The organism is Ensifer sp. ENS06, from assembly GCF_014852205.1.
In the GTDB taxonomy this organism is placed as follows: Bacteria; Pseudomonadota; Alphaproteobacteria; order Rhizobiales; family Rhizobiaceae; genus Ensifer; species Ensifer adhaerens.
Genome location: NZ_JACVBC010000008.1, coordinates 272,181 through 292,963 on the forward strand (window position 1 = coordinate 272,181; position 20,783 = coordinate 292,963).

20 protein-coding genes and 1 tRNA gene are annotated in these 20,783 nt (G+C 63.4%); 7 read left to right on the forward strand and 14 right to left on the reverse strand.

Annotated elements, in window-relative coordinates; all coding sequences use genetic code 11:
* The first annotated feature begins 21 nt into the window (after positions 1-21).
* From IB279_RS25390 to bfr, 5 genes are all read left to right on the forward strand, one after another.
* Positions 22-975 (forward strand): ImuA family protein, encoded by a 954-nt coding sequence (locus IB279_RS25390; RefSeq protein ID WP_181529545.1) that lies wholly within the window; start codon positions 22-24, stop codon positions 973-975.
* A complete protein-coding gene (locus tag IB279_RS25395; protein ID WP_246802108.1) occupies positions 890-2,443 on the forward strand; it encodes a DNA polymerase Y family protein in 1,554 nt (517 codons plus the stop codon). The genes IB279_RS25390 and IB279_RS25395 overlap by 86 nt, the downstream gene beginning before the upstream one ends.
* The gene (locus IB279_RS25400; RefSeq protein WP_192339925.1) at positions 2,440-5,808 is read left to right on the forward strand and encodes an error-prone DNA polymerase; all 3,369 of its coding nucleotides are present in this window, start codon (positions 2,440-2,442) and stop codon (positions 5,806-5,808) included. The genes IB279_RS25395 and IB279_RS25400 overlap by 4 nt, the downstream gene beginning before the upstream one ends.
* Positions 5,809-6,167: 359 nt before the next feature.
* Complete coding sequence (locus IB279_RS25405) at positions 6,168-6,479, forward strand: (2Fe-2S)-binding protein (protein WP_034803108.1); 312 nt, start codon at positions 6,168-6,170, stop codon at positions 6,477-6,479.
* Positions 6,445-6,936: a bacterioferritin gene (gene bfr / locus IB279_RS25410; RefSeq protein WP_034802698.1), complete on the forward strand. Its 492-nt coding sequence runs from the start codon at positions 6,445-6,447 to the stop codon at positions 6,934-6,936. The genes IB279_RS25405 and bfr overlap by 35 nt, the downstream gene beginning before the upstream one ends.
* Positions 6,937-7,012: 76 nt before the next feature.
* Here bfr and IB279_RS25415 read toward each other — a convergent pair whose 3' ends face one another.
* From IB279_RS25415 to obgE, 10 genes are all read right to left on the reverse strand, one after another.
* A complete protein-coding gene (locus IB279_RS25415) occupies positions 7,013-7,534 on the reverse strand; it encodes an RNA pyrophosphohydrolase (protein WP_192339927.1) in 522 nt (173 codons plus the stop codon).
* A gap of 52 nt (positions 7,535-7,586) precedes the next feature.
* The gene (locus IB279_RS25420; protein ID WP_034802692.1) at positions 7,587-8,801 is read right to left on the reverse strand and encodes a divergent polysaccharide deacetylase family protein; all 1,215 of its coding nucleotides are present in this window, start codon (positions 8,799-8,801) and stop codon (positions 7,587-7,589) included.
* A gap of 245 nt (positions 8,802-9,046) precedes the next feature.
* Positions 9,047-10,369, reverse strand: coding sequence for a S41 family peptidase (locus IB279_RS25425; RefSeq protein WP_034802677.1), 1,323 nt, complete (start codon positions 10,367-10,369; stop codon positions 9,047-9,049).
* Complete coding sequence (locus IB279_RS25430; protein WP_112771734.1) at positions 10,359-11,768, reverse strand: murein hydrolase activator EnvC; 1,410 nt, start codon at positions 11,766-11,768, stop codon at positions 10,359-10,361. The genes IB279_RS25425 and IB279_RS25430 overlap by 11 nt, the downstream gene beginning before the upstream one ends.
* 159 nt (positions 11,769-11,927) lie before the next feature.
* Entirely contained in the window at positions 11,928-12,410 is a 483-nt protein-coding gene (rlmH, locus tag IB279_RS25435; protein WP_112771735.1) for a 23S rRNA (pseudouridine(1915)-N(3))-methyltransferase RlmH, read from the reverse strand.
* A gap of 263 nt (positions 12,411-12,673) precedes the next feature.
* Positions 12,674-13,105, reverse strand: coding sequence for a ribosome silencing factor (gene rsfS, locus IB279_RS25440; RefSeq protein ID WP_034802667.1), 432 nt, complete (start codon positions 13,103-13,105; stop codon positions 12,674-12,676).
* 102 nt (positions 13,106-13,207) lie between these two features.
* Positions 13,208-13,816, reverse strand: a complete 609-nt coding sequence (locus IB279_RS25445) for a nicotinate-nucleotide adenylyltransferase (protein ID WP_127889609.1) — start codon at positions 13,814-13,816, stop codon at positions 13,208-13,210.
* 16 nt (positions 13,817-13,832) lie between these two features.
* Positions 13,833-15,116, reverse strand: coding sequence for a glutamate-5-semialdehyde dehydrogenase (locus IB279_RS25450; protein WP_112771780.1), 1,284 nt, complete (start codon positions 15,114-15,116; stop codon positions 13,833-13,835).
* Complete coding sequence (proB, locus tag IB279_RS25455; RefSeq protein WP_112771737.1) at positions 15,109-16,278, reverse strand: glutamate 5-kinase; 1,170 nt, start codon at positions 16,276-16,278, stop codon at positions 15,109-15,111. The genes IB279_RS25450 and proB overlap by 8 nt, the downstream gene beginning before the upstream one ends.
* A gap of 1 nt (position 16,279) precedes the next feature.
* Positions 16,280-17,302 (reverse strand): GTPase ObgE, encoded by a 1,023-nt coding sequence (obgE, locus tag IB279_RS25460; RefSeq protein ID WP_060521425.1) that lies wholly within the window; start codon positions 17,300-17,302, stop codon positions 16,280-16,282.
* A gap of 135 nt (positions 17,303-17,437) precedes the next feature.
* On the opposite strand from obgE, the gene IB279_RS25465 reads away from it, so the two are divergent.
* Entirely contained in the window at positions 17,438-18,298 is an 861-nt protein-coding gene (locus tag IB279_RS25465; RefSeq protein WP_192339929.1) for an endonuclease/exonuclease/phosphatase family protein, read from the forward strand.
* Between the two features lie 42 nt (positions 18,299-18,340).
* Here IB279_RS25465 and IB279_RS25470 read toward each other — a convergent pair whose 3' ends face one another.
* From IB279_RS25470 to rplU, 4 genes are all read right to left on the reverse strand, one after another.
* Positions 18,341-18,925: a GNAT family N-acetyltransferase gene (locus IB279_RS25470; RefSeq protein ID WP_034802652.1), complete on the reverse strand. Its 585-nt coding sequence runs from the start codon at positions 18,923-18,925 to the stop codon at positions 18,341-18,343.
* Positions 18,922-19,554: a GNAT family N-acetyltransferase gene (locus tag IB279_RS25475; RefSeq protein WP_034802649.1), complete on the reverse strand. Its 633-nt coding sequence runs from the start codon at positions 19,552-19,554 to the stop codon at positions 18,922-18,924. Before IB279_RS25475 ends, IB279_RS25470 begins: the two co-directional genes overlap by 4 nt.
* A 126-nt stretch (positions 19,555-19,680) precedes the next feature.
* Positions 19,681-19,950 (reverse strand): 50S ribosomal protein L27, encoded by a 270-nt coding sequence (rpmA, locus tag IB279_RS25480; protein WP_034802646.1) that lies wholly within the window; start codon positions 19,948-19,950, stop codon positions 19,681-19,683.
* A 33-nt stretch (positions 19,951-19,983) separates the two neighbouring features.
* A complete protein-coding gene (rplU, locus tag IB279_RS25485; protein WP_034802644.1) occupies positions 19,984-20,358 on the reverse strand; it encodes a 50S ribosomal protein L21 in 375 nt (124 codons plus the stop codon).
* A gap of 295 nt (positions 20,359-20,653) precedes the next feature.
* On the opposite strand from rplU, the gene IB279_RS25490 reads away from it, so the two are divergent.
* A tRNA-Ser gene (locus IB279_RS25490) sits at positions 20,654-20,743 on the forward strand.
* The last annotated feature ends 40 nt before the right edge of the window (positions 20,744-20,783 follow it).

Consider the following 20,783-nt stretch of genomic DNA (forward strand, 5'->3'; position numbering starts at 1 on the left):
TTCTGATGGGAGTTGACCGTCATGGCCGACACAGCCGTGCAGCGGGAGACGGTACTTTCGCTCCGAGAAACCATAGCCAGGATCGAAAACCGTCGGCTTCCGGGCGTCGTGCGCGCCGCCAAGGCGGCCGATCCCGGCGGCTTCCGTCAACGGGAAAAAGACGAGCCCGGCCGCAAGGCGCTGGCGCTCGGCGTTCCCGATCTGGACGATCTTCTCGAAGGCGGCCTGCCGCTCGAAGGCATGACGGAAATCCGCAATGCCGAGACGCGCGATGCCGGTGCGGCCGCCGGTTTTGCCGCAGCACTCAGCGTGCTCTGTCAACGGGCGCGGCTTGAAAAGGGCGAGCCGGCCGCCCCCGTTCTCTGGATCAGCCAGTCGATGGCTTCCACCGAGGCGGGTGTGCCCTATGGGCTGGGTCTGAAGGCCTTTGGTCTCGATGTCCGCGGCCTCGTCTTCAGCCTGCCACGCACGATAAAGGATGCGCTCTGGATCGCCGAGGCCGCGCTTTCCGTGCCGAGCTTCTGTGCCGTCATCCTTGAAATTCGCGGCAACCCTGCTGCCCTGGCACTCAGCGAGAGCCGACGCCTGCATGTGCGCTCGCGCGCTGGCCACGTCCCCCTTCTGCTTCTGCGCCAATCCGGACACGAGGAGGCGAGCAGCGCCTTCTTCCGCTTCCTCGTCGAGCCGGCGCCGGCGCGCGAGCGACCGCTACCGGATGGATCGATGCTTCGCGGCAGCATCGGCCATCCCGTCTTTCACGTCATTGCCGAGAAGAGCAGGGCTCCTGCGCCGCTCGGCTTCTTCCTGGAGTGGAACCCCCATGACCGCCGCCTTTACCCCGTCGAGCCCCTACCAGCCGCTGCTGCGGCAGATCCAGAACCAGCGCATTCTGTCGCTCGCCTTTCCGCATCTTCCGGCCGATCGGGTCGCGCGCAAGCGCTGGGGGAACTCGTGGCTTTCCCGCGGGCGTCCTGAGCATCCGCCCGTCGTCTTCGCCGACAAGGTGAAGAGCGCAATGCGTCTCGTTGCGCTCGATGGTTTCGCTGAAAGGCGTGGGTTTCATATCGGCCAGGGTGTCGCCGAGGCGCGGGCCATGTGTCCCGAGATCGACGTGCTGCCGGCCGATCCCGCCGCCGACCGGGCGCTGCTTGCAGGGCTGGCGGACTGGTGTTGCCGCTACACGCCGCTCGTCGCGCTCGATGGCGACAGCGGCCTCTTTCTCGACATTACCGGCTGCGCCCATCTTCTCGGCGGGGAAAAAGCGCTGCTCGACGATCTGCTCGCTCGCCTTTTCCATCTGGGGGTCGAGGCCCGGGCGGCGATCTCTTCGTCCGCCGGGCTCTCCTGGGCGGTGGCGCGTTTCGGCTCCGACGCTATCCTTGCCGAGGACGAGGCGGCGCGGGCGCTGGGACCCTTGCCGATGGCGGCGCTGCGGCTGCCGCAGGAAACGATCGAAACACTCGGCCGGGTCGGGCTCAAGCAGATCGGCGACCTGATCGAGGCGCCGCGCGCACCGCTCGCCCGCCGGTTCGGCGCAACCCTGCTTCTGCGTCTCGACCAGGCGCTCGGGCGCGAGGACGAGCCGCTGTCGCCACGGTTGCCCGTCGCTGCCCTTTCGGCAGAGCGGCGGCTCGGCGAGCCGGTCCAGGGTGAAGACGATATTTTGGGCCTGACGGAAGAACTGGCGTTGCGGCTGAAACCGGAACTGGAGAAGCGCGGCGAGGGCGGGCGCCTGTTCGAACTGCTGCTTTTCCGCGTCGACGGTGCGGTCTTTCGCATCGCCGCCGGCACGTCCTCGCCGCTCAACGAGCCGCGTCGCGTCGCGGGTCTCTTCCGCGAACGCCTGCAGGCGGTGCACGAAGATCTCGATGCCGGCTTCGGCTTCGAAATCCTCAGGCTTTCGGTGCCGAAGAGCGAAAAATACGAGGTGATGCAGGAGGATTTCTCCGGCACGCCGGATCGCGAGCGTCCGCTTGCCGCCTTTGCCGACCGGGTCATGGCGCGCTTCGGCGCAGAAAGCCTCATGGTGCCGGCGCTCTCGGAAAGCCATGTGCCGGAGCGGGCGGCAAGCTTCCGGCCGCTCACGGACCTGGCGCTGATCGGCAAGACTGAGGAACCGGGTAACAACATCCCGGCGCCCCTGCTTGCTGCCGCCGCCCGGCCGCAGCGGCTCTTTCCAAGTCCCGAGCCGGTGGAGGCGGTGGCCGAAGTGCCGGAGGGGCCGCCGAGAAGCTTTCGCTGGCGGCGCACATTGCACCGTATCGCGCGCGCTGAGGGGCCGGAGCGGATCGCCGGCGAATGGTGGCTTGATGGCGAGCCGGCGCTGGAGCGTGATTATTTCCGGGTGGAGGACGATAGCGGCCGGCGGTTCTGGCTGTTTCGCGAGGGTCATTATGGCGCGAGCGCCCCGCCGCGCTGGTTCATGCATGGAGTCTTCGCATGAGCGACGCTACCCCCTATTTCGAGATCGGTGCCTGGTCGAATTTCTCCTTCCTCGAAGGCGCTTCCCATCCGGGTGAGATGGTCGTTGCGGCGAGCCGCCTCGGTATTGGCGGCCTCGGCATTGCCGATCGCAACACGGTCGCCGGCGTGGTGCGCGCCCATGCGCAGGCCAAGGTGGAGAAGTCGGCTTTCCAGCCCGGTGCGCGGCTCACCTTTGCCGAAGACCTACCCGACGTGCTCGCCTATCCCTTAAACCGCCGCGGCTGGGGCAATCTCTGCCGAATGCTGAGCGCCGGAAACCTGCGGGCCAAGAAGGGCACCTGCACGCTCTTCGAGACCGATCTCATCGAATGGGGCGAGGATTTGCTTCTCGCGGTGCTGCCGGGTCCTGTCATCGGCGCGCCGGAGGCAACCCTGCTTGCCGATTTTCTCAAGCGACTGAAACCGCATTTCGCCGATCGGCTCTACCTGGCGCTGGTGCCGCGTTATGATGGCTTCGACCAGTTTGCCTTTGCCGGGCTTGCGACCATCGCCCGTCATGCGGCGGTCAGGCTCGTCGCCACCAACAGTCCGCTGTTTCATGCCGCCGGCCGGCGGCCGCTTGCCGATGTCGTTACAGCCATCCGCGAGCATGTGACGATCGCGACCGCAGGCTATCGGCTCCATGCCAATGCCGAGCGGCATCTGAAGACGCCCGCCGAAATGATCCGCATCTTCCGCGACTATCCGGAAGCGATCGCCAATACCGGGCATTTCTTCGAGAGGCTGAAGTTCTCGCTGTCGGATCTCGAATATCAATATCCGGATGAGAGCATTCCGGGCGAGACGCCGACGCAGACGCTGCGGCGGCTGACGATGGAGGGCGCGCGCGAGCGTTATCCCGAAGGAATTTCCGAACAGGTTTCCAGGCAGATCGAATACGAACTCGGCCTGATCGCAGAGAAACGCTACGAGCCCTACTTCCTGACAGTGCGCAACATCATGCAGTTCGCGCGCGGCGCCGACATCCTGTGCCAGGGCCGCGGGTCGGCGGCGAATTCCACCGTCTGCTATTGCCTTGGCATCACCGAGGTAAATCCACTTAAGACCACCCTGCTCTTCGATCGCTTCCTTTCGACCGAACGGGACGAGCCGCCGGATATCGACGTCGATTTCGAGCATGAGAAGCGGGAAGAGGTGATCCAGCATATCTACCGCACCTACAGCAAGGAGCATGCGGGACTGACGGCGGCTGTCATCAGCTACCGGGCGCGCTCGGCCGGCCGAGAGACCGCCAAGGCCTTCGGGTTCTCAGAAGACGTGCAATCGGCGCTTGCCGGTTCCGTCTGGGGCTGGTCGGTCGCCGATCTCTCGGAGCGCGAGGCGCAGGCGGCCGGGCTCGATACGAAGGATCCGACGACGGTGAAGGTGCTCGATTACGCCACCGAGCTGATGAGTTTCCCGCGCCATCTTTCCCAGCATGTCGGCGGCTTCGTGATGACCCGCGACCGGCTCGACGAGGTGGTGCCGATCATGAATACGGCGATGCCCGACCGCTACATGATCGAGTGGGACAAGGACGACCTCGACACGCTGAAGATCCTGAAGATCGATGTACTGGCGCTCGGCATGCTGACCTGCATCGCCCGTGCCTTCAAGCTTCTCGACCGGCATTACAACGAGCAGAAAACGCTGCATCAGCTCTTCAAGGATGACCAGAAGGACGTCTACGACATGATCTGTCGCGCCGATACGATCGGCGTCTTCCAGATCGAGAGCCGGGCGCAGATGAGCATGCTGCCAAGGCTGAAGCCGCGCATCTTCTACGATCTCGTCATCGAGGTGGCGATCGTCCGGCCCGGGCCGATCCAGGGCAACATGGTGCATCCCTATCTGAAGCGGCGGGAGCAGCGGGATAAAAAAATTCCCATCGAATATCCAAGTCCTGAACTGGAGGCCGTGCTGAAGCGAACGCTGGGCGTGCCGTTGTTCCAGGAGCAGGCGATGCAGATCGCGATTACTGCCGCAGGCTTCTCGCCCGGCGAGGCTGACCAGTTGCGCCGGGCCATGGCGACCTTCAAGCGCACCGGCACCATCCATACCTTCCACGAAAAGATGATCGAAGGCATGGTCAGGAACGACTATCCGCGCGATTTTGCCGAGCGTTGCTTCAAGCAGATCGAAGGTTTCGGCGAGTACGGCTTTCCCGAAAGCCATGCGGCGTCCTTTGCGCTGCTCGTCTATGTTTCCTCCTGGCTCAAGACCTATTATCCCGACGTCTTCTGCGCCGCGTTGTTGAACTCGCAGCCGATGGGCTTTTACGCACCGGGGCAACTGGTGCGCGATGCGCGGGAACATGGGGTCCGGGTCATGCCCGTCGACATCAACCACTCGGTCTGGGATGCCGACCTTGAAGAAGGAGGGTTCGACAAAAGGGCCATCGAGCCGCGCCACCGCGAGATGGAGGACGTGATCAAGACGACGAAGGCGATGCGGCTCGGCTTCAACTCGATCAAGGGGCTAAAGCAGGACGAGATCGAGTTGAAGCTCATCGCCAACCGGGGCGCCGGTTACGGGTCGGTTCGTGATCTCTGGCTGCGCTCCGGCCTCTCCCGTTCCGCGCTCGAAAGGCTTGCGGATGCGGATGCCTTCCGCTCGATCGGGTTCGATCGGCGCAAGGCGCTCTGGGCGGTGAAGGCGCTCGATGAAAAGAGTGCTGCCGAACGGTTGCCGCTCTTCGAGGGCGCGGCGAAGGAGGAGTTGCGGCCGGAGCCGGCGATGGCGTTGCCGGAGATGCTGGCAGGTGAGCAGGTGATCAACGACTATCGTTATCTCTCCTTCTCGCTGAAGGCGCATCCGGTCTCCTTCCTCAGAGACACGCTTGCCGCGCAAGGGATCGTCCAGAGCCGCATGCTTGCGACCGCTCCGGTCGGGCGGCGGGTGACCGTTGCCGGGCTGGTGCTCGTCCGCCAGCGTCCGGGTTCGGCCAAGGGCGTCATCTTCATGACGATCGAGGACGAGACCGGTGTTGCCAATGCGATCGTCTGGCCGAAGGTGTTTGCGACCTATCGGCCGGTGGTCATGGGTGCGCGTCTCGTGAAGATCCGCGGCCGGCTGCAGCGCGAAAGCAGCGTCATCCATGTGGTCGCCGAGCACATCGAGGATATCACGCCGATGCTCGGGTTGTTGCGCAAGGAAGCGCGGCGGTTCGGCGCAAGCGAGCGTGCCGATGAGGCATTGAGACCGACCGGCGACGCGCGCATGAAGCGGGTGCAAGGCGACCAGCGCCTACCGATCCCCCGCCATTCCGGCAGCAGTTCCAGCAACCCGGATCGAGCGACAGCCGAGGTGGCCGACGTGATGCCGAAGGGGCGCAATTTCCATTGAAAGCCCGACCCGGCTTTGCCGCCTCTCAATTGTGTGGAGCGGTTTGGGGAAGGGACTGCCAGATACGTCGGAGGGATTCCATGGAATGCTTCCGGCGCAGGTCATGGGCAGGGTTTCCCGACATCGCGACCGGAGGTGTGTAAAAATGTCGCAGGCTGTGCGCCTCATGACCCATTCAGGGTTTGCAGGCGCAGTCGCTCAGGAATCTCTAAAATTCTGAAAAGGCGAAGTTTTTTGTCAAGTTTAGAGTCGTTCTAATCCACCCGCAACTTCCGCTCGCGGAGTTTTTAGTTGACACTAAATGTCCTGTTTTGCTTTATGCGCTGATACAGGGCGTTGCGTACGACAGGCGAGACGACATGCTGGTTTGCAGCTGCAATTTCATCACGGAAAAAGAGATCGAGGACACGATCATTGGTCTCCTCGACGAGGACTGTTGGCAGCTGATCGTGCCGGCGAAAGTCTACCACGCGATGGAAAAACGCGGCCGTTGCTGCGGCTGTTTCCCCAATGTCGTCGACATCATCATCCGCACCACCGAGCAATATCACGCGCACCGCGACTCGACGGACGCAGAGATATTTGATTTCATGACCCGCCTCAGACAATTCCACGACGACAACCGGAGGGCGGATCTTGAAAGGCGACAAAAAAGTCATCGAGCAGCTTAACGAAGCGCTCTATCTCGAACTCGGTGCCGTCAACCAGTATTGGCTGCACTACCGCCTCCTCGAAGACTGGGGCTATACGCTTCTCGCCAAGAAGGAGCGGGCCGAATCCATCGAGGAGATGCAGCATGCCGACAAGCTCGTCGCGCGCATCATCTTCCTTGAAGGCCATCCCAACCTGCAGACGGTTGCGCCGCTGCGCATCGGCCAGAACGTCAAGGAAGTGCTGAAGGCTGACCTCGCCGGCGAATACGACGCCCGCACCGCCTACAAGAAATCCCGCGACATCTGTCACGCCGCCGGAGACTACGTCTCCATGAAGCTCTTCGAAGAGCTGCTCGCCGACGAGGAAGGCCATATCGACTTCCTCGAAACCCAGCTCGAGCTGCTCGACAAGATCGGCGAAGAGAAATACGGCCAGCTCAATGCCGCTCCGGCCAACGAGGCCGAAGCCGACTGAGCCTGGTAAAAGCTTGCAAACACAAAGGCCGGCGATATCGCCGGCCTTTGTCGTTTCAGGAACGGGCAGGTCCGGTTCACGGCGCCAGATGCGCGAAAGCCGCAACCACTTCCTCGTAGACCTTGCGCTTGAACGGCACGATCAGCTCCGGCAGGTCGCGCATCGGCTTCCATTCCCAGGCGTCGAACTCCGGCTCATGTCCGCCCGGCGGCGGGTTGATGGCGATCTCGTTTTCCTCGCCTTCAAAGCGGAAGGCATACCAGCGCTGCGTCTGGCCGCGATACTTGCCCTTGAGGCCGATACCGATCAGATGTTCGGGCAGGTCGTAGTTGATCCAGCCGGGCGCTTCGGCCAGCAGCGAGACGGTGCTCATGCCGGTCTCTTCGTAAAGCTCGCGATAGGCGGCCTTCAGCGGATCCTCTCCCTTGTCAATGCCGCCCTGCGGCATCTGCCATTGCCGCGGCGAGCCGTCATATTCGGAATTGCCGACGGCGATACGATGACCGGCCCAGACGAGGCCCGCCCGGTTCAGCACCATCACCCCGACACAGGGGCGATAGGGAAGGTCATCCGCCTTCAGTTTCTTGTCCTTGCTCATCGGCTGCCTCTTCTGTGCAAACGTTCATTGGTCCCGTGGGGACGGCTTTAAGCTAGTTCTGTTGCGGATCCTTGACGAGCGCGGAAACGCCGACGATCTCGATGCCGCGCCCCTGCGCTTCACCGATCCAGGAGGCGATCGCGCCGACGCTCTCGTCGAAGGCAGAAGCGACGCCAATGGCGGTACCGTTGCGGCGCGCGATGCGTTCGAGCTCATCAAGCTTCTTCAGGATCGCGTTGCGGCTGAGTTCGCTGTCGAGCGTCAGGTCGGCAAAGCCGTGCGGCACGTCGAAGGCGCCGGCAAGCTTGCCGGACAGGGACTGCGCCGAGGTGCCATCGTCGAGGAACAGCAGGCCGCGCTTGCCGAGATCGCGCATGACCGGCTCCAGCGCATCGGCATCGGACAGGAAGCGGCCGCCAAGATAATTCATGACGCCGGTATAATTGGTGATCTCGGCGAGGTTGCGGTGCAGTTCCGCGAGGTTCTTCTTTTCGCCGAGGCCGACGCGCAGCGCATTGGGGCCCGGATCGTTGGCCGGATAGTCGAACGGCTCCATCGGAAGCTGCAACAGGATCTCGTGGCCGCTGCGGCGCGCTTCCTGCATCCAGCGCTGCAGGCTGTTTCCAGCCGTGGCAAAGCCGAGCGTCACCTCGCCCGGCAGGTCGCGGATCGCCTTCTGGGTTCCCGTCTGGCTGAGGCCGAGCCCGCCGACGACAAGTGCGATGCGTGTGCCGCGCGCGCCCGACCAGGGGCGCGCATATTGATCGAGCGGACGCAGCCCGTCGGGGCCGATGATCGGCAGGCGTCCGGCGGGGCTTTCTTCCAGCAGGTCGTCATTGGGCATCGCCGCCATGCGCGGATCCTGGCCGCGGATCGGACCGACATTGATGAGGGCCGGTCCCTTGCCGTCGCGGCTGCGCGGCGAGAACGTCGTGACGGTGGAGCCGTCGTCGGTAAGCGTGCGCTCGACATCGGCGCCGGAATAGGCCGTTCCCGGTGCCATCGTTCCGGAGCCGACGCCCGTCTGGCCGCTGGCCGGGTTGGATGCCTTGTCGCCTGGGCTCTTCGCTTTCTCGGCCGTTACGACCGGCGATGCGGAATCACGCCGCAAACCGTCCGGCGAAAGCGTGTTCCAGGCGGAAATGCCAATCACCGCGGCGATGCAAAGGCCGGCAAGAGAAAACCCGAGCGTTCGCTGGGGATTGCGCTTCGACACTGGCTTGGCCCGCCGGTTCTGGCCGAGCGGAGCATTGAGATCAGTTCCCAAACGAAGCCTCGGTCGAGCTGTGGGATGTTGCCGCTAGAGCGAGGCCGGCGCCAGGACGCGTGCCGATCCTCTCCCGTCGCACGCCGTATGCCTTCGAAGAATCAGTGGCCGCGGCAGCGCTTGCTAACCCTATAATTTAGTGGCGAAGGCTTGACCAGTGCATCGGCCGACCCAGTCATGGGGCCAAATGCGAAGCGCCGCATGTTCGGGTGAACATGCGGCGCTTCGTTTCGTGACTGTGAGGCTTACTTCTTCAGCTGAGCCTGCTCGGGGCTCGCCGGGAAGGACGGGTCCGTCTTCTTGCCGCGCAGAAGGTCGAGCGCGTAGTTCAGCTGCAGGTCGTCCTTGGCTTCCGGCGGCACATAGGCGACCGAGCCGGAGCCTTCGTCGGTCTCGCTCTGGCCCTGGATGTGGCCGCGCAGATCGGACTCGCCCTGAGCCTCGACCTTGCCGAGCAGTTCCGGCGGCAGCGGCTGTTCGACCTTGATGTCGGGCGTAATGCCCGTGCCCTGGATCGATTTGCCCGACGGCGTGTAGTAGAGCGCTGTCGTCAGACGCAGCGCACCGGCTTCGCCGAGGGGGATGATCGTCTGGACCGAACCCTTGCCGAAGGAGCGCGTGCCGAGCACGGTCGCGCGCTTCAGGTCCTGCAGGGCGCCGGCGACGATTTCCGAAGCGGAGGCCGAGCCGCCGTTGACCAGCACGACTACCGGCTTACCATCGGTCAGATCGCCCGGCGTGGCGTTGAAGCGACGGGTCTCGTCCGGGTTGCGGCCGCGGGTCGAAACGACTTCGCCACGTTCCAGGAAGGCGTCGGAGACGTTGATCGCCTGGTCGAGCAGACCGCCCGGGTTGAGGCGCAGGTCGAGCACGTAGCCCTTCAGCTTATCGGCCGGCACTTCCGCCTTGATCTTCTCGATGCCCTTCTTCAGGTCGTCATAGGTCTTTTCGGTGAAGGATATGACGCGCAGGTAGCCGACGTCGCCTTCGGTGCGGAACTTGACCGCACGAACGGCGATGACGTCGCGGACGATCGTCAGTTCGATCGGCTTGTCCGCGCCCTTGCGCAGGATCGTCAGCTTGATCGGGGTGCCGATGGCGCCGCGCATCTTTTCGACGGCGTCTTCGAGCTTCAGCCCGCGAACATCCGCACCGTCGATCTTGGAAATGAAGTCGCCGGCAAGCACGCCGGCGCGGGCCGCAGGTGTGTCGTCGATCGGGCTCGTGACCTTGACGAGGTCGTCTTCCATCGTCACTTCGATGCCGAGGCCGCCGAATTCACCGCGCGTCTGGGTGCGCATGTCCTCGGCATCGGTCGAGTTCATGTAGCTCGAATGCGGGTCGAGCGAGGAAAGCATGCCGTTGATCGCGTTCTCGATCAGCTTGTCGTCCTGCGGCGGCGTCACGTATTGCGCCCGCACGCGTTCGAACACGTCGCCGAAGATTGCCAGTTCGCGATAGGTCGAGGTGTTGGCAGCGACGGCCGGAACGACAGCCGAATAAACCACGCCCATCGCGGTCGCGCCCATCAGCGCCCCGACCAGAACAAGTGAAGCCCTACGTATCATTTCGCGCCTTTCCAACCTCTGCTGCGGTCCACCATGGTCGGGAATCAACCGGTTTTCCGTCTTTTCGGAATTCAATGTAAAGCGTCGGCCGGTCCGTTTCCAGCGCCAAGGCCGCAGCGCTCGCCACTCTTTTTGCGCCCATCGTCGCCAGCGGTTCTCCGGCGACGACGAACTGCCCAGTCTGAACGCTCACCTTCTCCATCCCCGAAAGCACGACGTGGTAGCCGTCGCCCGGGTTGAGAATGATCATCTGCCCATAACTGCGGAAATTGCCTGCATAGACGATCCAGCCATCTGACGGCGCAGTCACCAGCGCGCCGGGATTGGTTTCCAACATGATCCCTTGCAGGGAATGCCCCGTGCCGTCTGCATCGCCGAATTTGCGCAACAGCGATCCCGCGGCCGGATAGGCAAGCTTGTTCCTCAGCTCCGAAAACACATATGCGGGCGCAATGCGGTTTTTGTCAGGCACCGCATTGCGGGCGAGTTCCCGGGCCGCCTCGCGCTCTGCCTCGCTCATACGACGGCGTTCTTCCTCCTGCGCGCGCGCCGCTTCGGCAGCCTCGCGAACGGAGGAGATCTGGTCCTCGAGCGAGCCGATCAGGCCCTGGAGATTGGTCGCCTGCGAGGCCAGTTCCTGCGCCTTGCGCTGCTCGGCCGCAAGTTCGCTGGCGCTCGTCTGGCGCAGCTTTTCCTTTTCGGCAACCAGCATCGACATGCGGCGCTCTTCCTCGACATTGGCGGTCATTGCCGCAGTCAGGTCCTCGCGCTGCCGGTCAATGCCGGTGCGGATGTCGGCGAGCGCCTTGAGGTCGGCCACCAGGTTTTCGGTTTCCTTGCGCAGGCCGGGCACGACGGCGCCAAGCAGGATGGCGCTGCGCACGGAGCCGAGCGCATCCTCAGGCGTCACCAGGATCGCCGGCGGCGGGTTGCGTCCCATCCGCTGCAGGGCGGCGAGCACCTCGGCAAGCACGCCCCGGCGTGAGCGCAGCGAGCGACGGACCGTGTCTTCCTTGGTTCTAAGGTCGCTCAGCTTCTTCTCGCCATCGACGATCTGCTGTTCGAGATCCTGGCGTTTCTTCGCGGACTCGACGATTGCGGCGCGCAGCGTCTCGTTGGTCTTGTCGATTTCGGCAATGGTTTCCGTCAGCGCATTGGCGCGCTCCTGGGAAAGCGTGATCGTCTTGGAGAGCGCATCCAGTTCGCTGCGCGTACTGTTGCGGCGAAGCGTGAGGTCGGCGGCGGGGTCGGGCGGGCCCTGTTCCTGACCGGTCGTGGCGGCGGGCAATGTAACGTCGGGCGGCGTGGCCTCCTGGGCGCTCGCCGGCAGGCCGATCGCAAGCGCAAGCGCAAAGGCCGCCGCAGTACGGGCAAGCCGTCCTGTGCCGTCTCTTCCCATGCCGAAAACGCTGGTCCTGCCTCGGGGCGTCATCCGTTGCGTGCGTCCATCCGAAAATATGAGGAAAAAACCTAATCTGATTTGGCGCGCACGACCAAGCATATTCTCGTTATCGCCGCGTGTACCGGGAGAGGTTGCCCGAAAAGCAGCCCCGCCGCTTCAGACCCGATGATAGGGGTGGCCGGAGAGAATGGTGACGGCCCGATAGAGCTGTTCGGCGATCAGGATGCGCACGAGCTGGTGCGGCCAGGTCATCTTTCCAAGGTTCAGCACCGCATCGGCGCGGGCATGAAGGCTCGGATCGAGACCATCGGCGCCACCGATCGCGATCATCAGGTCACGCTTGCCGCTGTCTCGGAACGTGCCGAGAAGCGATGAGAAGCCTTCCGAATCCAGCGCCTTGCCGCGTTCGTCCAAGAGCACGAGCAGACTGCCTTCGGCCAGTGCCTTTTCGAGCTGTGTGGCTTCCTCGCGCTTGCGCGTCTCGGCGTTCGAAGCACGGCTTTCGTTGACTTCGACGACGCGGGAAAGCTCAAGCCCGATCGCCGGACCGGCCCTGGAGAAGCGATCGAGATAACGGGCCGCAAGATCCTTTTCCGGCCCCGCCTTGAGGCGGCCGACTGCGAAAAGTCCGATACGCATGACCTTGTCCGTCCTCGCTTGCACTGCAACGCGCACTGCATAGTTCCTGAAATCGGGTCGATTCAAGGAGAATCTTATACCGCGTTCCTGGAGCCTTACAGCGTCGTTGCGCGCCTTGTCCGGTTGACGGGCCTGCAGGTTACGATCAGTCGCAACAAATATCCGGCTGACAACGCCGCCCAAGGCGGCGCCAGCCCTTCACATTCATGCATGACCGCAACTCGGCTCGTCCGGCATTCAGCTGCGCGGCGACCCGGTCGGTCTCAATGCAAGGTGCCGTCCTCGATCTCGGGAGCCGCCCACATCTTCTCGATGTTGTAGAACTCCCGGATTTCCGGCCGGAAGATGTGAACGATCACATCACCGGTGTCGATCAGCACCCAGTCACCGCCTTCCAGACCTTCGACACGGGCATTGCCAAAGCCCCCGTCTTTCAGATCGGTCGTCAGGTGATCTGCAATGGCCATCACATGCCTGTTCGATCGCCCGGAGACAACGACCATGAAGTCTCCCAGCGCCGACTTTCCGGCAATGTTGATGCTGACGATGTCTTCTGCCTTCGAGTCCTCTAGGCTCTCGAGGACCAGTTGAAGCGCACGGACAGCGGCTTCGTCGCTAGATCCCGTGCTGCGCGGGAATGCGGTAACCGCATATCCCTTGGCGTGTGCTGTTGTCAGGGTCTTTCCTTTCCACATGAACAGAACAGGCACTTCCGATTCGAACAAAGATCGAACCGTCCATGAATGTAGGCATCAAACCGTAGCTGTTTCAAGACAGCAGAACTGAATCCCTGGAAATCATACTCCACCGGCGGCGCGAAGCGCCGTCGAACTCATCGATGAGCGCGGTCCATGGATGAAGGTCCAGGCAGGCGCGCGGTGGAAGGGGAGGCGCCGCGCGTCGTCCTCGTCGATGCGAGCATAGTCGAAGGTTTTCGCCATGCGCGAGGAGAGATAGGCGAGCGTCGAGCCCGGCCGATCGATGACGGCGATCGGAAAAGTGCGGGCGATCTTCTGCCAGTTCTGCCAGCGATGGAAGCTCTTCAGGTTGTCGGCGCCCATGATCCAGACAAAGCGAATATCGCGGTTTCGCGCCTGCACGATTTCGAGCGTGCGGGCGGTATAGCTCTGCCCCAACGCCTTTTCGAAGGCCGTCACCTTGATGCGCGGGTTGTGTGCGATCGTTTCGCTCATGGCGATGCGGTCGGCAAGCGGCGCCAGATTGTTGTGGTCCTTCAGCGGATTGCCGGGGGTCACCATCCACCAGAGCTGGTCGAGCCCGAGCCGTTGGATCGCCGTGTCGGCAACGAGCACATGGCCCTCATGCGGCGGGTTGAAGGATCCGCCGAAGAGGCCCACCACCATGCCGGCTTCGACATGGGGCATGCGCAGGTAGCGGGCGTTCACCCTGCCTGCCGTCACCTCAGGGCCTGACCTGTCCAGCACCACGCACCCGATACTTGAAAGAGGTCAGCTGTTCGACGCCGACCGGTCCGCGCGCATGCATCTTGCCCGTGGCGATGCCGATTTCACCGCCCATGCCGAATTCGCCGCCATCGGCAAACTGGGTCGAGGCGTTATGCAGCAAGATCGCGGAATCGATCTCCGAGAAGAAACGCTCGACGACCCCGGGATCCTCGGCGATGACGGCCTCCGTGTGGGCCGACGACCAGGTCCCGATGTGCTCGATCGCACCGGCGATCCCGTCGACCAGCTTCACCGAGATGATGGCGTCGAGATATTCCGTTGCCCAATCCTCGTCGGTCGCTTCCTTCAGGCCGTCGACCGCGCCTGAGAGCTCGTCGGAGACGCGTACTTCGCAGCCCGCTGACAGCAGGGCGTTCAGCAGCGGCTTGACCAGTCGGTCGGCGTCGTTGCGGTCGATCAGCAGTGTTTCGGCAGCACCGCAGATGCCGGTGCGGCGCATCTTGGCGTTGACGACGATCTTTTCCGCCATGGCTAGATCGGCAGAGGCATCGACATAGATGTGGCAGAGGCCTTCGAGATGGGCAAAGACCGGCACGCGCGCTTCGTTCTGCACCCGGGCGACGAGGCTCTTGCCACCGCGCGGTACAATCACATCAATCGTGCCGCCAAGACCCGAGAGCATGGCGCCGACGGCCGCGCGGTCAGAGACCGGCACCATCTGGATCGCATGTTCCGGCAGGCCGGTGGCCTTCAGCCCTTCGACGAGGCAGGCATGGATCGCGCCGGAGGAATGGAAGCTGTCGGAGCCGCCGCGCAGGATCACGGCGTTGCCGGCCTTGAGGCACAGCGCGCCGGCATCAGCCGTCACGTTCGGCCGGCTTTCATAGATGACGCCAATGACGCCGAGCGGCGTACGCACGCGCTCGATGTGCAGGCCGTTCGGCCGGTCCCATTCGGCAATGATGTCACCGACCGGATCCTTGAACTCGGCAATCGCGCGAATGCCGTTTGCCATGTCGCGGATGCGGCCTTCGCTCAGCGTCAGGCGGTCGATGAAAGAGGCGGCGACGCCGCCTTCGCGGGCGTTTTCAAGGTCGATCGCATTGGCCGAGAGGATCTCGTCCGTGCGGGCGACGATCGCATCGGCCATGGCGATCAGGGCGGCGTGCTTGCGTTCGGCGCTGGCGATGGCAAGCGGTCGGCTGGCGGCCTTGGCGTTGCGGCCGATCTCCAGCATGACGGTCTCGACGTCGCCCTTGTTTTTCACCTCGTCAAGCATGGACTTCATCCTTCCGGCTGCCCTCGGCCTCAGCGCGTTTTCCGGTCATCACCATATCGTCGCGGTGCACCATGGCGGCGCGGCCGGCATAGCCGAGGATCGCGGCGATCTCGGACGATTTCTTGCCGGCGATCTGGCGGGCTTCGTCGGCATCGTAGCCGGCAAGACCACGGGCGATCTCGCGGCCGGAGGTGCCGAGAATGGCGATGGTGTCACCGCGGCTGAAGCTGCCCGTCACGTCACGGACGCCGGCCGGCAGCAGGCTCTTGCCCGAGCGCAGCGCCTCTTCGGCACCGGCATCGACGGCAAGCGTTCCGGCCGGCAGCAATTGCCCGGCAATCCAGGTCTTGCGCGCGGTCACCGGCGAGCCTGATGGTGCGAACCAGGACGAACGGGCACCGTCCTCGATCGCCGCCAGCGGATGGTTCGGCTTGCCTGAGGCGATGATCATGGCGCAGCCGGCGGTCGTGGCGATCTTGCCGGCATCGATCTTGGTGCGCATGCCACCGCGCGAAAGCTCGGATGCCGCACCCCCGGCCATGGCCTCGATCTCAGGGGTGATCTCGGCGATCGTTTCGAGGAAGCGGGCGTTCGGGTCGAGATGCGGCGGGGCCGTGTAGAGCCCATCGATATCGGAGAGCAGCACCAGCAAATCGGCGCCGACCATGGTGGCGACGCGGGCGGCGAGGCGATCGTTGTCGCCATAGCGGATTTCTGTGGTCGCGACCGTATCGTTCTCGTTGATGATGGGCACGGCGCCGAGCTTCAGCAGCTGGTTGATGGTGGCGCGGGCGTTCAAGTAGCGGCGGCGCTCTTCCGTGTCGCCGAGTGTCAGCAGCACCTGTCCGGCGACGATGGCATCGGTCGAAAGGCTCTCCGACCAGGCGCGCGCGAGCGCAATCTGGCCGACGGCGGCGGCCGCCTGGCTCTCTTCGAGCTTCAGGGCACCTGCCGGCAGGTTGAGCACGGTACGGCCGAGCGCGATCGCGCCCGAGGAGACGACGAGCACTTCGACGCCCTTGGCCTTGAGGCCGGCAATGTCGGCGCACATGGCGTCAAGCCAGGCCTTCTTCAGCCCGGTGACGCGGTCGACCAGCAATGCCGACCCGATCTTGATGACGACCCGGCGATACTTCAAAAGCGGCTTGCGGGTCTTGGTCATCTCAGAGGTTCTCCTCGCCATAGCCTTCACCGGCCTTGGCGGCGACGATGACGCTGCGCAACGCTCGCAGCGCTTCGGTCATGCCCTTGCCGACGGCGGCAGAGAGCAGCAGGGGCTGCTCGCCGCAGGCCTTGGCCAGCGCCTTGGCTTTCACCTTCAGCTCGTCCTCGTCGAGCACGTCGATCTGCGACAGCGCGACGATCTGCGGCTTGTCTTCCAGCCCGCCGCCATAGGCTTCGAGCTCGTGCCTGACCGTCTTATAGGCCTTGGCGACATCTTCCTCCTGGGCGGAGACGAGGTGCAGCAGCACGCGCGTGCGCTCGACATGGCCGAGGAAGCGGTCGCCGATGCCCACACCTTCATGCGCACCTTCGATCAGGCCGGGAATGTCGGCGATAATGAACTCGTTGCCGTCGATGGTGGCGACGCCGAGATTGGGATGCAGCGTCGTGAACGGATAGTTGGCGATCTTCGGGCGAGCGCGCGTGCAGGCGGCAAGGAAGGTCGACTTGCCGGCGTTCGGCAGACCGACGAGACCGGCATCGGCGATCAGCTTCAGCCGCAGCCAGAGCGTCTTCTCGTCGCCCTCGAGACCGGGGTTGGCCCAGTTCGGCGCCTGGTTGGTCGCGGACTTGAAGCGGGCGTTGCCGAAGCCGCCATTGCCACCGGCGGCCAGCCGATAGCGCTGGCCCTCGGCGACCATGTCGACGATCAGCGTCTCGTTATCTTCCTCGAAGATCTGGGTGCCGACCGGGACCTTCAGCGTCACGTCGTCGCCGCCGGCGCCGGTGCGGTTGCGGCCCATGCCGTGCTGGCCGGTCTTGGCCTTGAAGTGCTGTTGGTAACGGAAGTCGATGAGCGTGTTCAGACCGTTGACGGCCTCAACCCAGACGTCTCCGCCACGGCCGCCGTCGCCGCCGTCCGGTCCGCCGAACTCGATGAACTTCTCGCGCCGGAACGAGACGGCGCCTGCGCCACCGTCGCCGGAGCGGATATAGACTTTCGTTTCGTCGAGAAATTTCATTGGGCTGCCATCTGTTCGGTGTAAGTGCGCGGTCTTAGAAAGTGTTACAGCGACCTTTGCAGGTCCTAAAGGATGCGCGGTGCTGTAATTTGCCGCCATCGATATAGGCGGTTTATTCGGAGGTCAAAGAATATCGTGCGGTTCGTTAGCTACAACATCCAATACGGCATCGGCCTCGACGGCCGCTTCGATCCCGAGCGTATCGCCGCCTCGATCGGGGAGGTCGACATCATCGCGCTTCAGGAAGTGACGCGCGGCTTCCACCGCAACGGCCATGTCGATCTCGTCACCCGCTTCGAAAAGCTGTTTCCTGGCCATTTCGCGGCCTTCCACGCGCCTTGCGACATCGACATCGGTTCGGCGATCGAGGATGGACGCGCCGTCAGCCGGCGCTTCCAGTTCGGCAACATGATCCTGTCGCGCTGGCCGATCCTTGCAACCCGGCTCATCCCCTTGCCGCGCACCCGCACAATCAGCCCGATGAACCTGCAGCGCGGTGCGACGGAAGCGCTGATCGCAACGCCCGACGGTCCACTCCGGGTCTATTCCGTGCATCTCGATCATGTGCTGCCGGCCGAGCGTATTGCCCAGATCCGTTATCTCAAGGAGCGGCTGCTCGGTTATCCGCTCGAAGGCGGCGCGATCACCGGGGCGGCCGATTTCGGCATGGCCGAGCCGCCGCATCCGGAGGACTTCGTCGTCATGGGCGATTTCAACATGGAGCCGGAGACGCCGGAATACTGCGCGATGACCGGCTCGCGCGACGCCTTCTACGGCCGTTCGCTGCGGCTTGAGAATCCGGTCGATGCGCTTGCCCATCTCGGCCGCCTGACGCCTGAAAGCTATAGCTGGATCCATCCCGAAAACCCCGAAAAACGCATGCATCTCGACTATTGTTTCTTGAGCGCCGGCCTTGCGTCTCGTCTCACCGATGCCTGGACCGACTATGAGGCCAAGGGTTCCGACCACCTGCCTGTCGGTTTCACGCTCGCATGACAAAAAAGTCCCCGCGAAGCCCGAGCTTCGCGGGGATGTTCTCTAGTGCGGTCGGCGCAGATCGGCGGCGGTCAGCCGCGTCTCGATATGGGCGACCATGGCGTTGCGCGCGAGCGCATAGACCTGGGCGCAGCCGGTGATCTGGAAGCCGATCTTCTCCTGCACCTTCAGCGATCCCGGATTGTCGGCAAAGACGCCGGAATGCAGGGTCGTTTCGGGCATGCGGCGGAAGAAGCGCTCGACCGCCGCATAGGTGGCCTCCGAGGCAAAGCCCTTCCCCCAGTAGAAGCGGTTCAGCCAGTAGCCGACATGCCATTGGCCGTGGCGGAGCTCGATGCCGACGCAGCCGATGTGCACGTCGTCACCGGTGGTGACGGCGAAGGTCCAGTCTGGCGTCAAACCTGAAGTCTGCGCCGTCAGCCAGTCGAGCGCGTCCTGCTGATCGTAGGGCGCGGGAACGCGCGCCAGCATGCGCGCCACCTGGAAATCGCCGAGTGACTGGGCGATCGCCTCGGCGTCGTTTCGCCGATGCGGGCGCAGAACCAGGCGCTTGGTCTCGATGACCGGGCAGGGGCCGGGACCGGGGCGGGCAACGATCCGCTGGCGTTCGGAAGCGAGCGCGTTCATCGCATGCCTCCCCAGCTTCTCAAGGAGACCCAGGTCTTGCGGTCGAGTCGGTACCATTCGACGGCGATCGAGCCGCCGAGCGCCAGGCTGCCGACCATGCCGCTGCCCTGGAACTGGAAACCGCACTTCTGGATGACCCGGCGCGATGCCAAGTTCATGACCCGGCAGCGCGCATCGATCTGGTCGATGTCGCGGGTGCGGAAGGCCATGTCGGTCAGGACCTGGGCGGCCTCGGTGGCATAGCCCTGGTTCCAATAGGGCTCGCCCAGCCAATAGCCGAGCTCCGCCGTCTTGCCATCGGGATGCGGCTCGATACCGCAACAACCGAGAAATGCGCCATTGTCCGCTTTGGTAATCGCGTAGACGCACTTGCCAATCGTGCCGGCTTTCGCGCGTCGCACGAAGTCGGCGGCATCGGCCGTCGTATACGGGTGCGGCATGCGCGAAACCATGGTCGCGACATTGGCATTGTTGGCAAGATGGGCAAGGGCGTCGATATCGTCTTCATGGGGCGCGCGCAGAACGAGCCGGGGTGACAACAATATCGGGCAATCGGTCCTTGACCGTTGGGGCCTCAGCCTCTGCTCGGGAGACCGGGATTGGTCTTCCCTCAACAACTCGGTTTGCATGGTTTCCTCCAGAAACGAAAAAGGGGAGTTGGGTATTGCCCCATCTCCCCTTTGAAGTCTGGCTTGGAACCATCAGGTGCGTCAGCCGGGTCGATGAGACGCCGGCTGTTTTAGAGCGCTACCGGCTTATTCCGCTGCTTCGGCTTTCGGCATTACAGACACGTACACGCGGCCATTGGCCTTCGTACGGAAGTCCACGTTGCCGGCCGTAAGTGCAAAAATCGTGTGGTCCTTACCGAGGCCGACATTGGCGCCCGGATGCCACTTCGTACCGCGCTGGCGCACGATAATGTTGCCTGCAATGACGTTCTCGCCGCCGAACTTCTTCACGCCAAGGCGCTTGGACTCAGAATCGCGACCGTTACGCGACGAACCGCCAGCTTTTTTGTGTGCCATTGGTGTTCTCCTTTAAACCTTAGATCCCTGAACTCAGTTTGCAGCGGCTTCAGCGGCAGCTTCAGACTTCTTCGAAGCCTTCTTTGCCTTGCCACCGGCAGCAGCGATGTCCAGGATGCGGACGGTCGTCTGGTGCTGGCGGTGACCGCGCGAGCGCTTGGAGTTCTGGCGGCGACGCTTCTTGAAGGCGATGACCTTCTTGGCGCGACCCTGCTCAACAACTTCAGCGCTGACAACGGCGCCTTCGACAAACGGAGCACCGATGGTTGCATCGGCGCCAACGCCGACCATCAGGATCTCGGTGAATTCGATCTTGTCGCCTGCAACGCCTTCCAGCTTTTCGATGGTGAGGACGTCGTTGGCGGCCACGCGGTACTGCTTACCGCCGGTCTTGATGACTGCGAACATTTTTTATCCTTTCATGTTCGATCCGGCTCTCTGCCCGAAGACAAGGCCGTCTTTTTCTCAGTCGACAGTTGAGTGGATCTCCTTTTCGGATATCCACCGGTGAATAGGCGCAAATCGCACCCGCTGCGGTGAAGCTAGGCCACACCACTTCATTGCGCGGATTACAAGGATTTGCACAGGCGTGTCAAGGCGAAAGCAACGCGGCCGTTACATATTCTTCAAACAAGGCCCTTGCCAGCACTCGAATCTGCCGCTATGAACCCGACCGCGCCGAACAAGCGCCGACCAGCAAAGCGGAGAGGTGGCTGAGTGGTCGAAAGCACCGCACTCGAAATGCGGCGTGCGGGCAACCGCACCGTGGGTTCGAATCCCACCCTCTCCGCCATAAAACGTTAAACCGCCCCGAAAATCTGTGTTAAAGCCCC

Excerpts from the sequence above, each read along its gene's own strand:
- IB279_RS25390 (WP_181529545.1), top strand. The coding sequence starts at position 22 with ATGGCCGACACAGCCGTGCAGCGGGAGACGGTACTTTCGCTCCGAGAA.
- IB279_RS25400 (WP_192339925.1), top strand. The coding sequence starts at position 2,440 with ATGAGCGACGCTACCCCCTATTTCGAGATCGGTGCCTGGTCGAATTTC.
- IB279_RS25405 (WP_034803108.1), top strand. The coding sequence starts at position 6,168 with ATGCTGGTTTGCAGCTGCAATTTCATCACGGAAAAAGAGATCGAGGAC.
- IB279_RS25415 (WP_192339927.1), bottom strand. The coding sequence starts at position 7,534 with ATGAGCAAGGACAAGAAACTGAAGGCGGATGACCTTCCCTATCGCCCC.
- IB279_RS25425 (WP_034802677.1), bottom strand. The coding sequence starts at position 10,369 with ATGATACGTAGGGCTTCACTTGTTCTGGTCGGGGCGCTGATGGGCGCG.
- IB279_RS25430 (WP_112771734.1), bottom strand. The coding sequence starts at position 11,768 with ATGGGAAGAGACGGCACAGGACGGCTTGCCCGTACTGCGGCGGCCTTT.
- rlmH (WP_112771735.1), bottom strand. The coding sequence starts at position 12,410 with ATGCGTATCGGACTTTTCGCAGTCGGCCGCCTCAAGGCGGGGCCGGAA.
- rsfS (WP_034802667.1), bottom strand. The coding sequence starts at position 13,105 with ATGTGGAAAGGAAAGACCCTGACAACAGCACACGCCAAGGGATATGCG.
- IB279_RS25450 (WP_112771780.1), bottom strand. The coding sequence starts at position 15,116 with ATGCTTGACGAGGTGAAAAACAAGGGCGACGTCGAGACCGTCATGCTG.
- proB (WP_112771737.1), bottom strand. The coding sequence starts at position 16,278 with ATGACCAAGACCCGCAAGCCGCTTTTGAAGTATCGCCGGGTCGTCATC.
- obgE (WP_060521425.1), bottom strand. The coding sequence starts at position 17,302 with ATGAAATTTCTCGACGAAACGAAAGTCTATATCCGCTCCGGCGACGGT.
- IB279_RS25470 (WP_034802652.1), bottom strand. The coding sequence starts at position 18,925 with ATGAACGCGCTCGCTTCCGAACGCCAGCGGATCGTTGCCCGCCCCGGT.
- IB279_RS25475 (WP_034802649.1), bottom strand. The coding sequence starts at position 19,554 with ATGCAAACCGAGTTGTTGAGGGAAGACCAATCCCGGTCTCCCGAGCAG.
- rpmA (WP_034802646.1), bottom strand. The coding sequence starts at position 19,950 with ATGGCACACAAAAAAGCTGGCGGTTCGTCGCGTAACGGTCGCGATTCT.
- rplU (WP_034802644.1), bottom strand. The coding sequence starts at position 20,358 with ATGTTCGCAGTCATCAAGACCGGCGGTAAGCAGTACCGCGTGGCCGCC.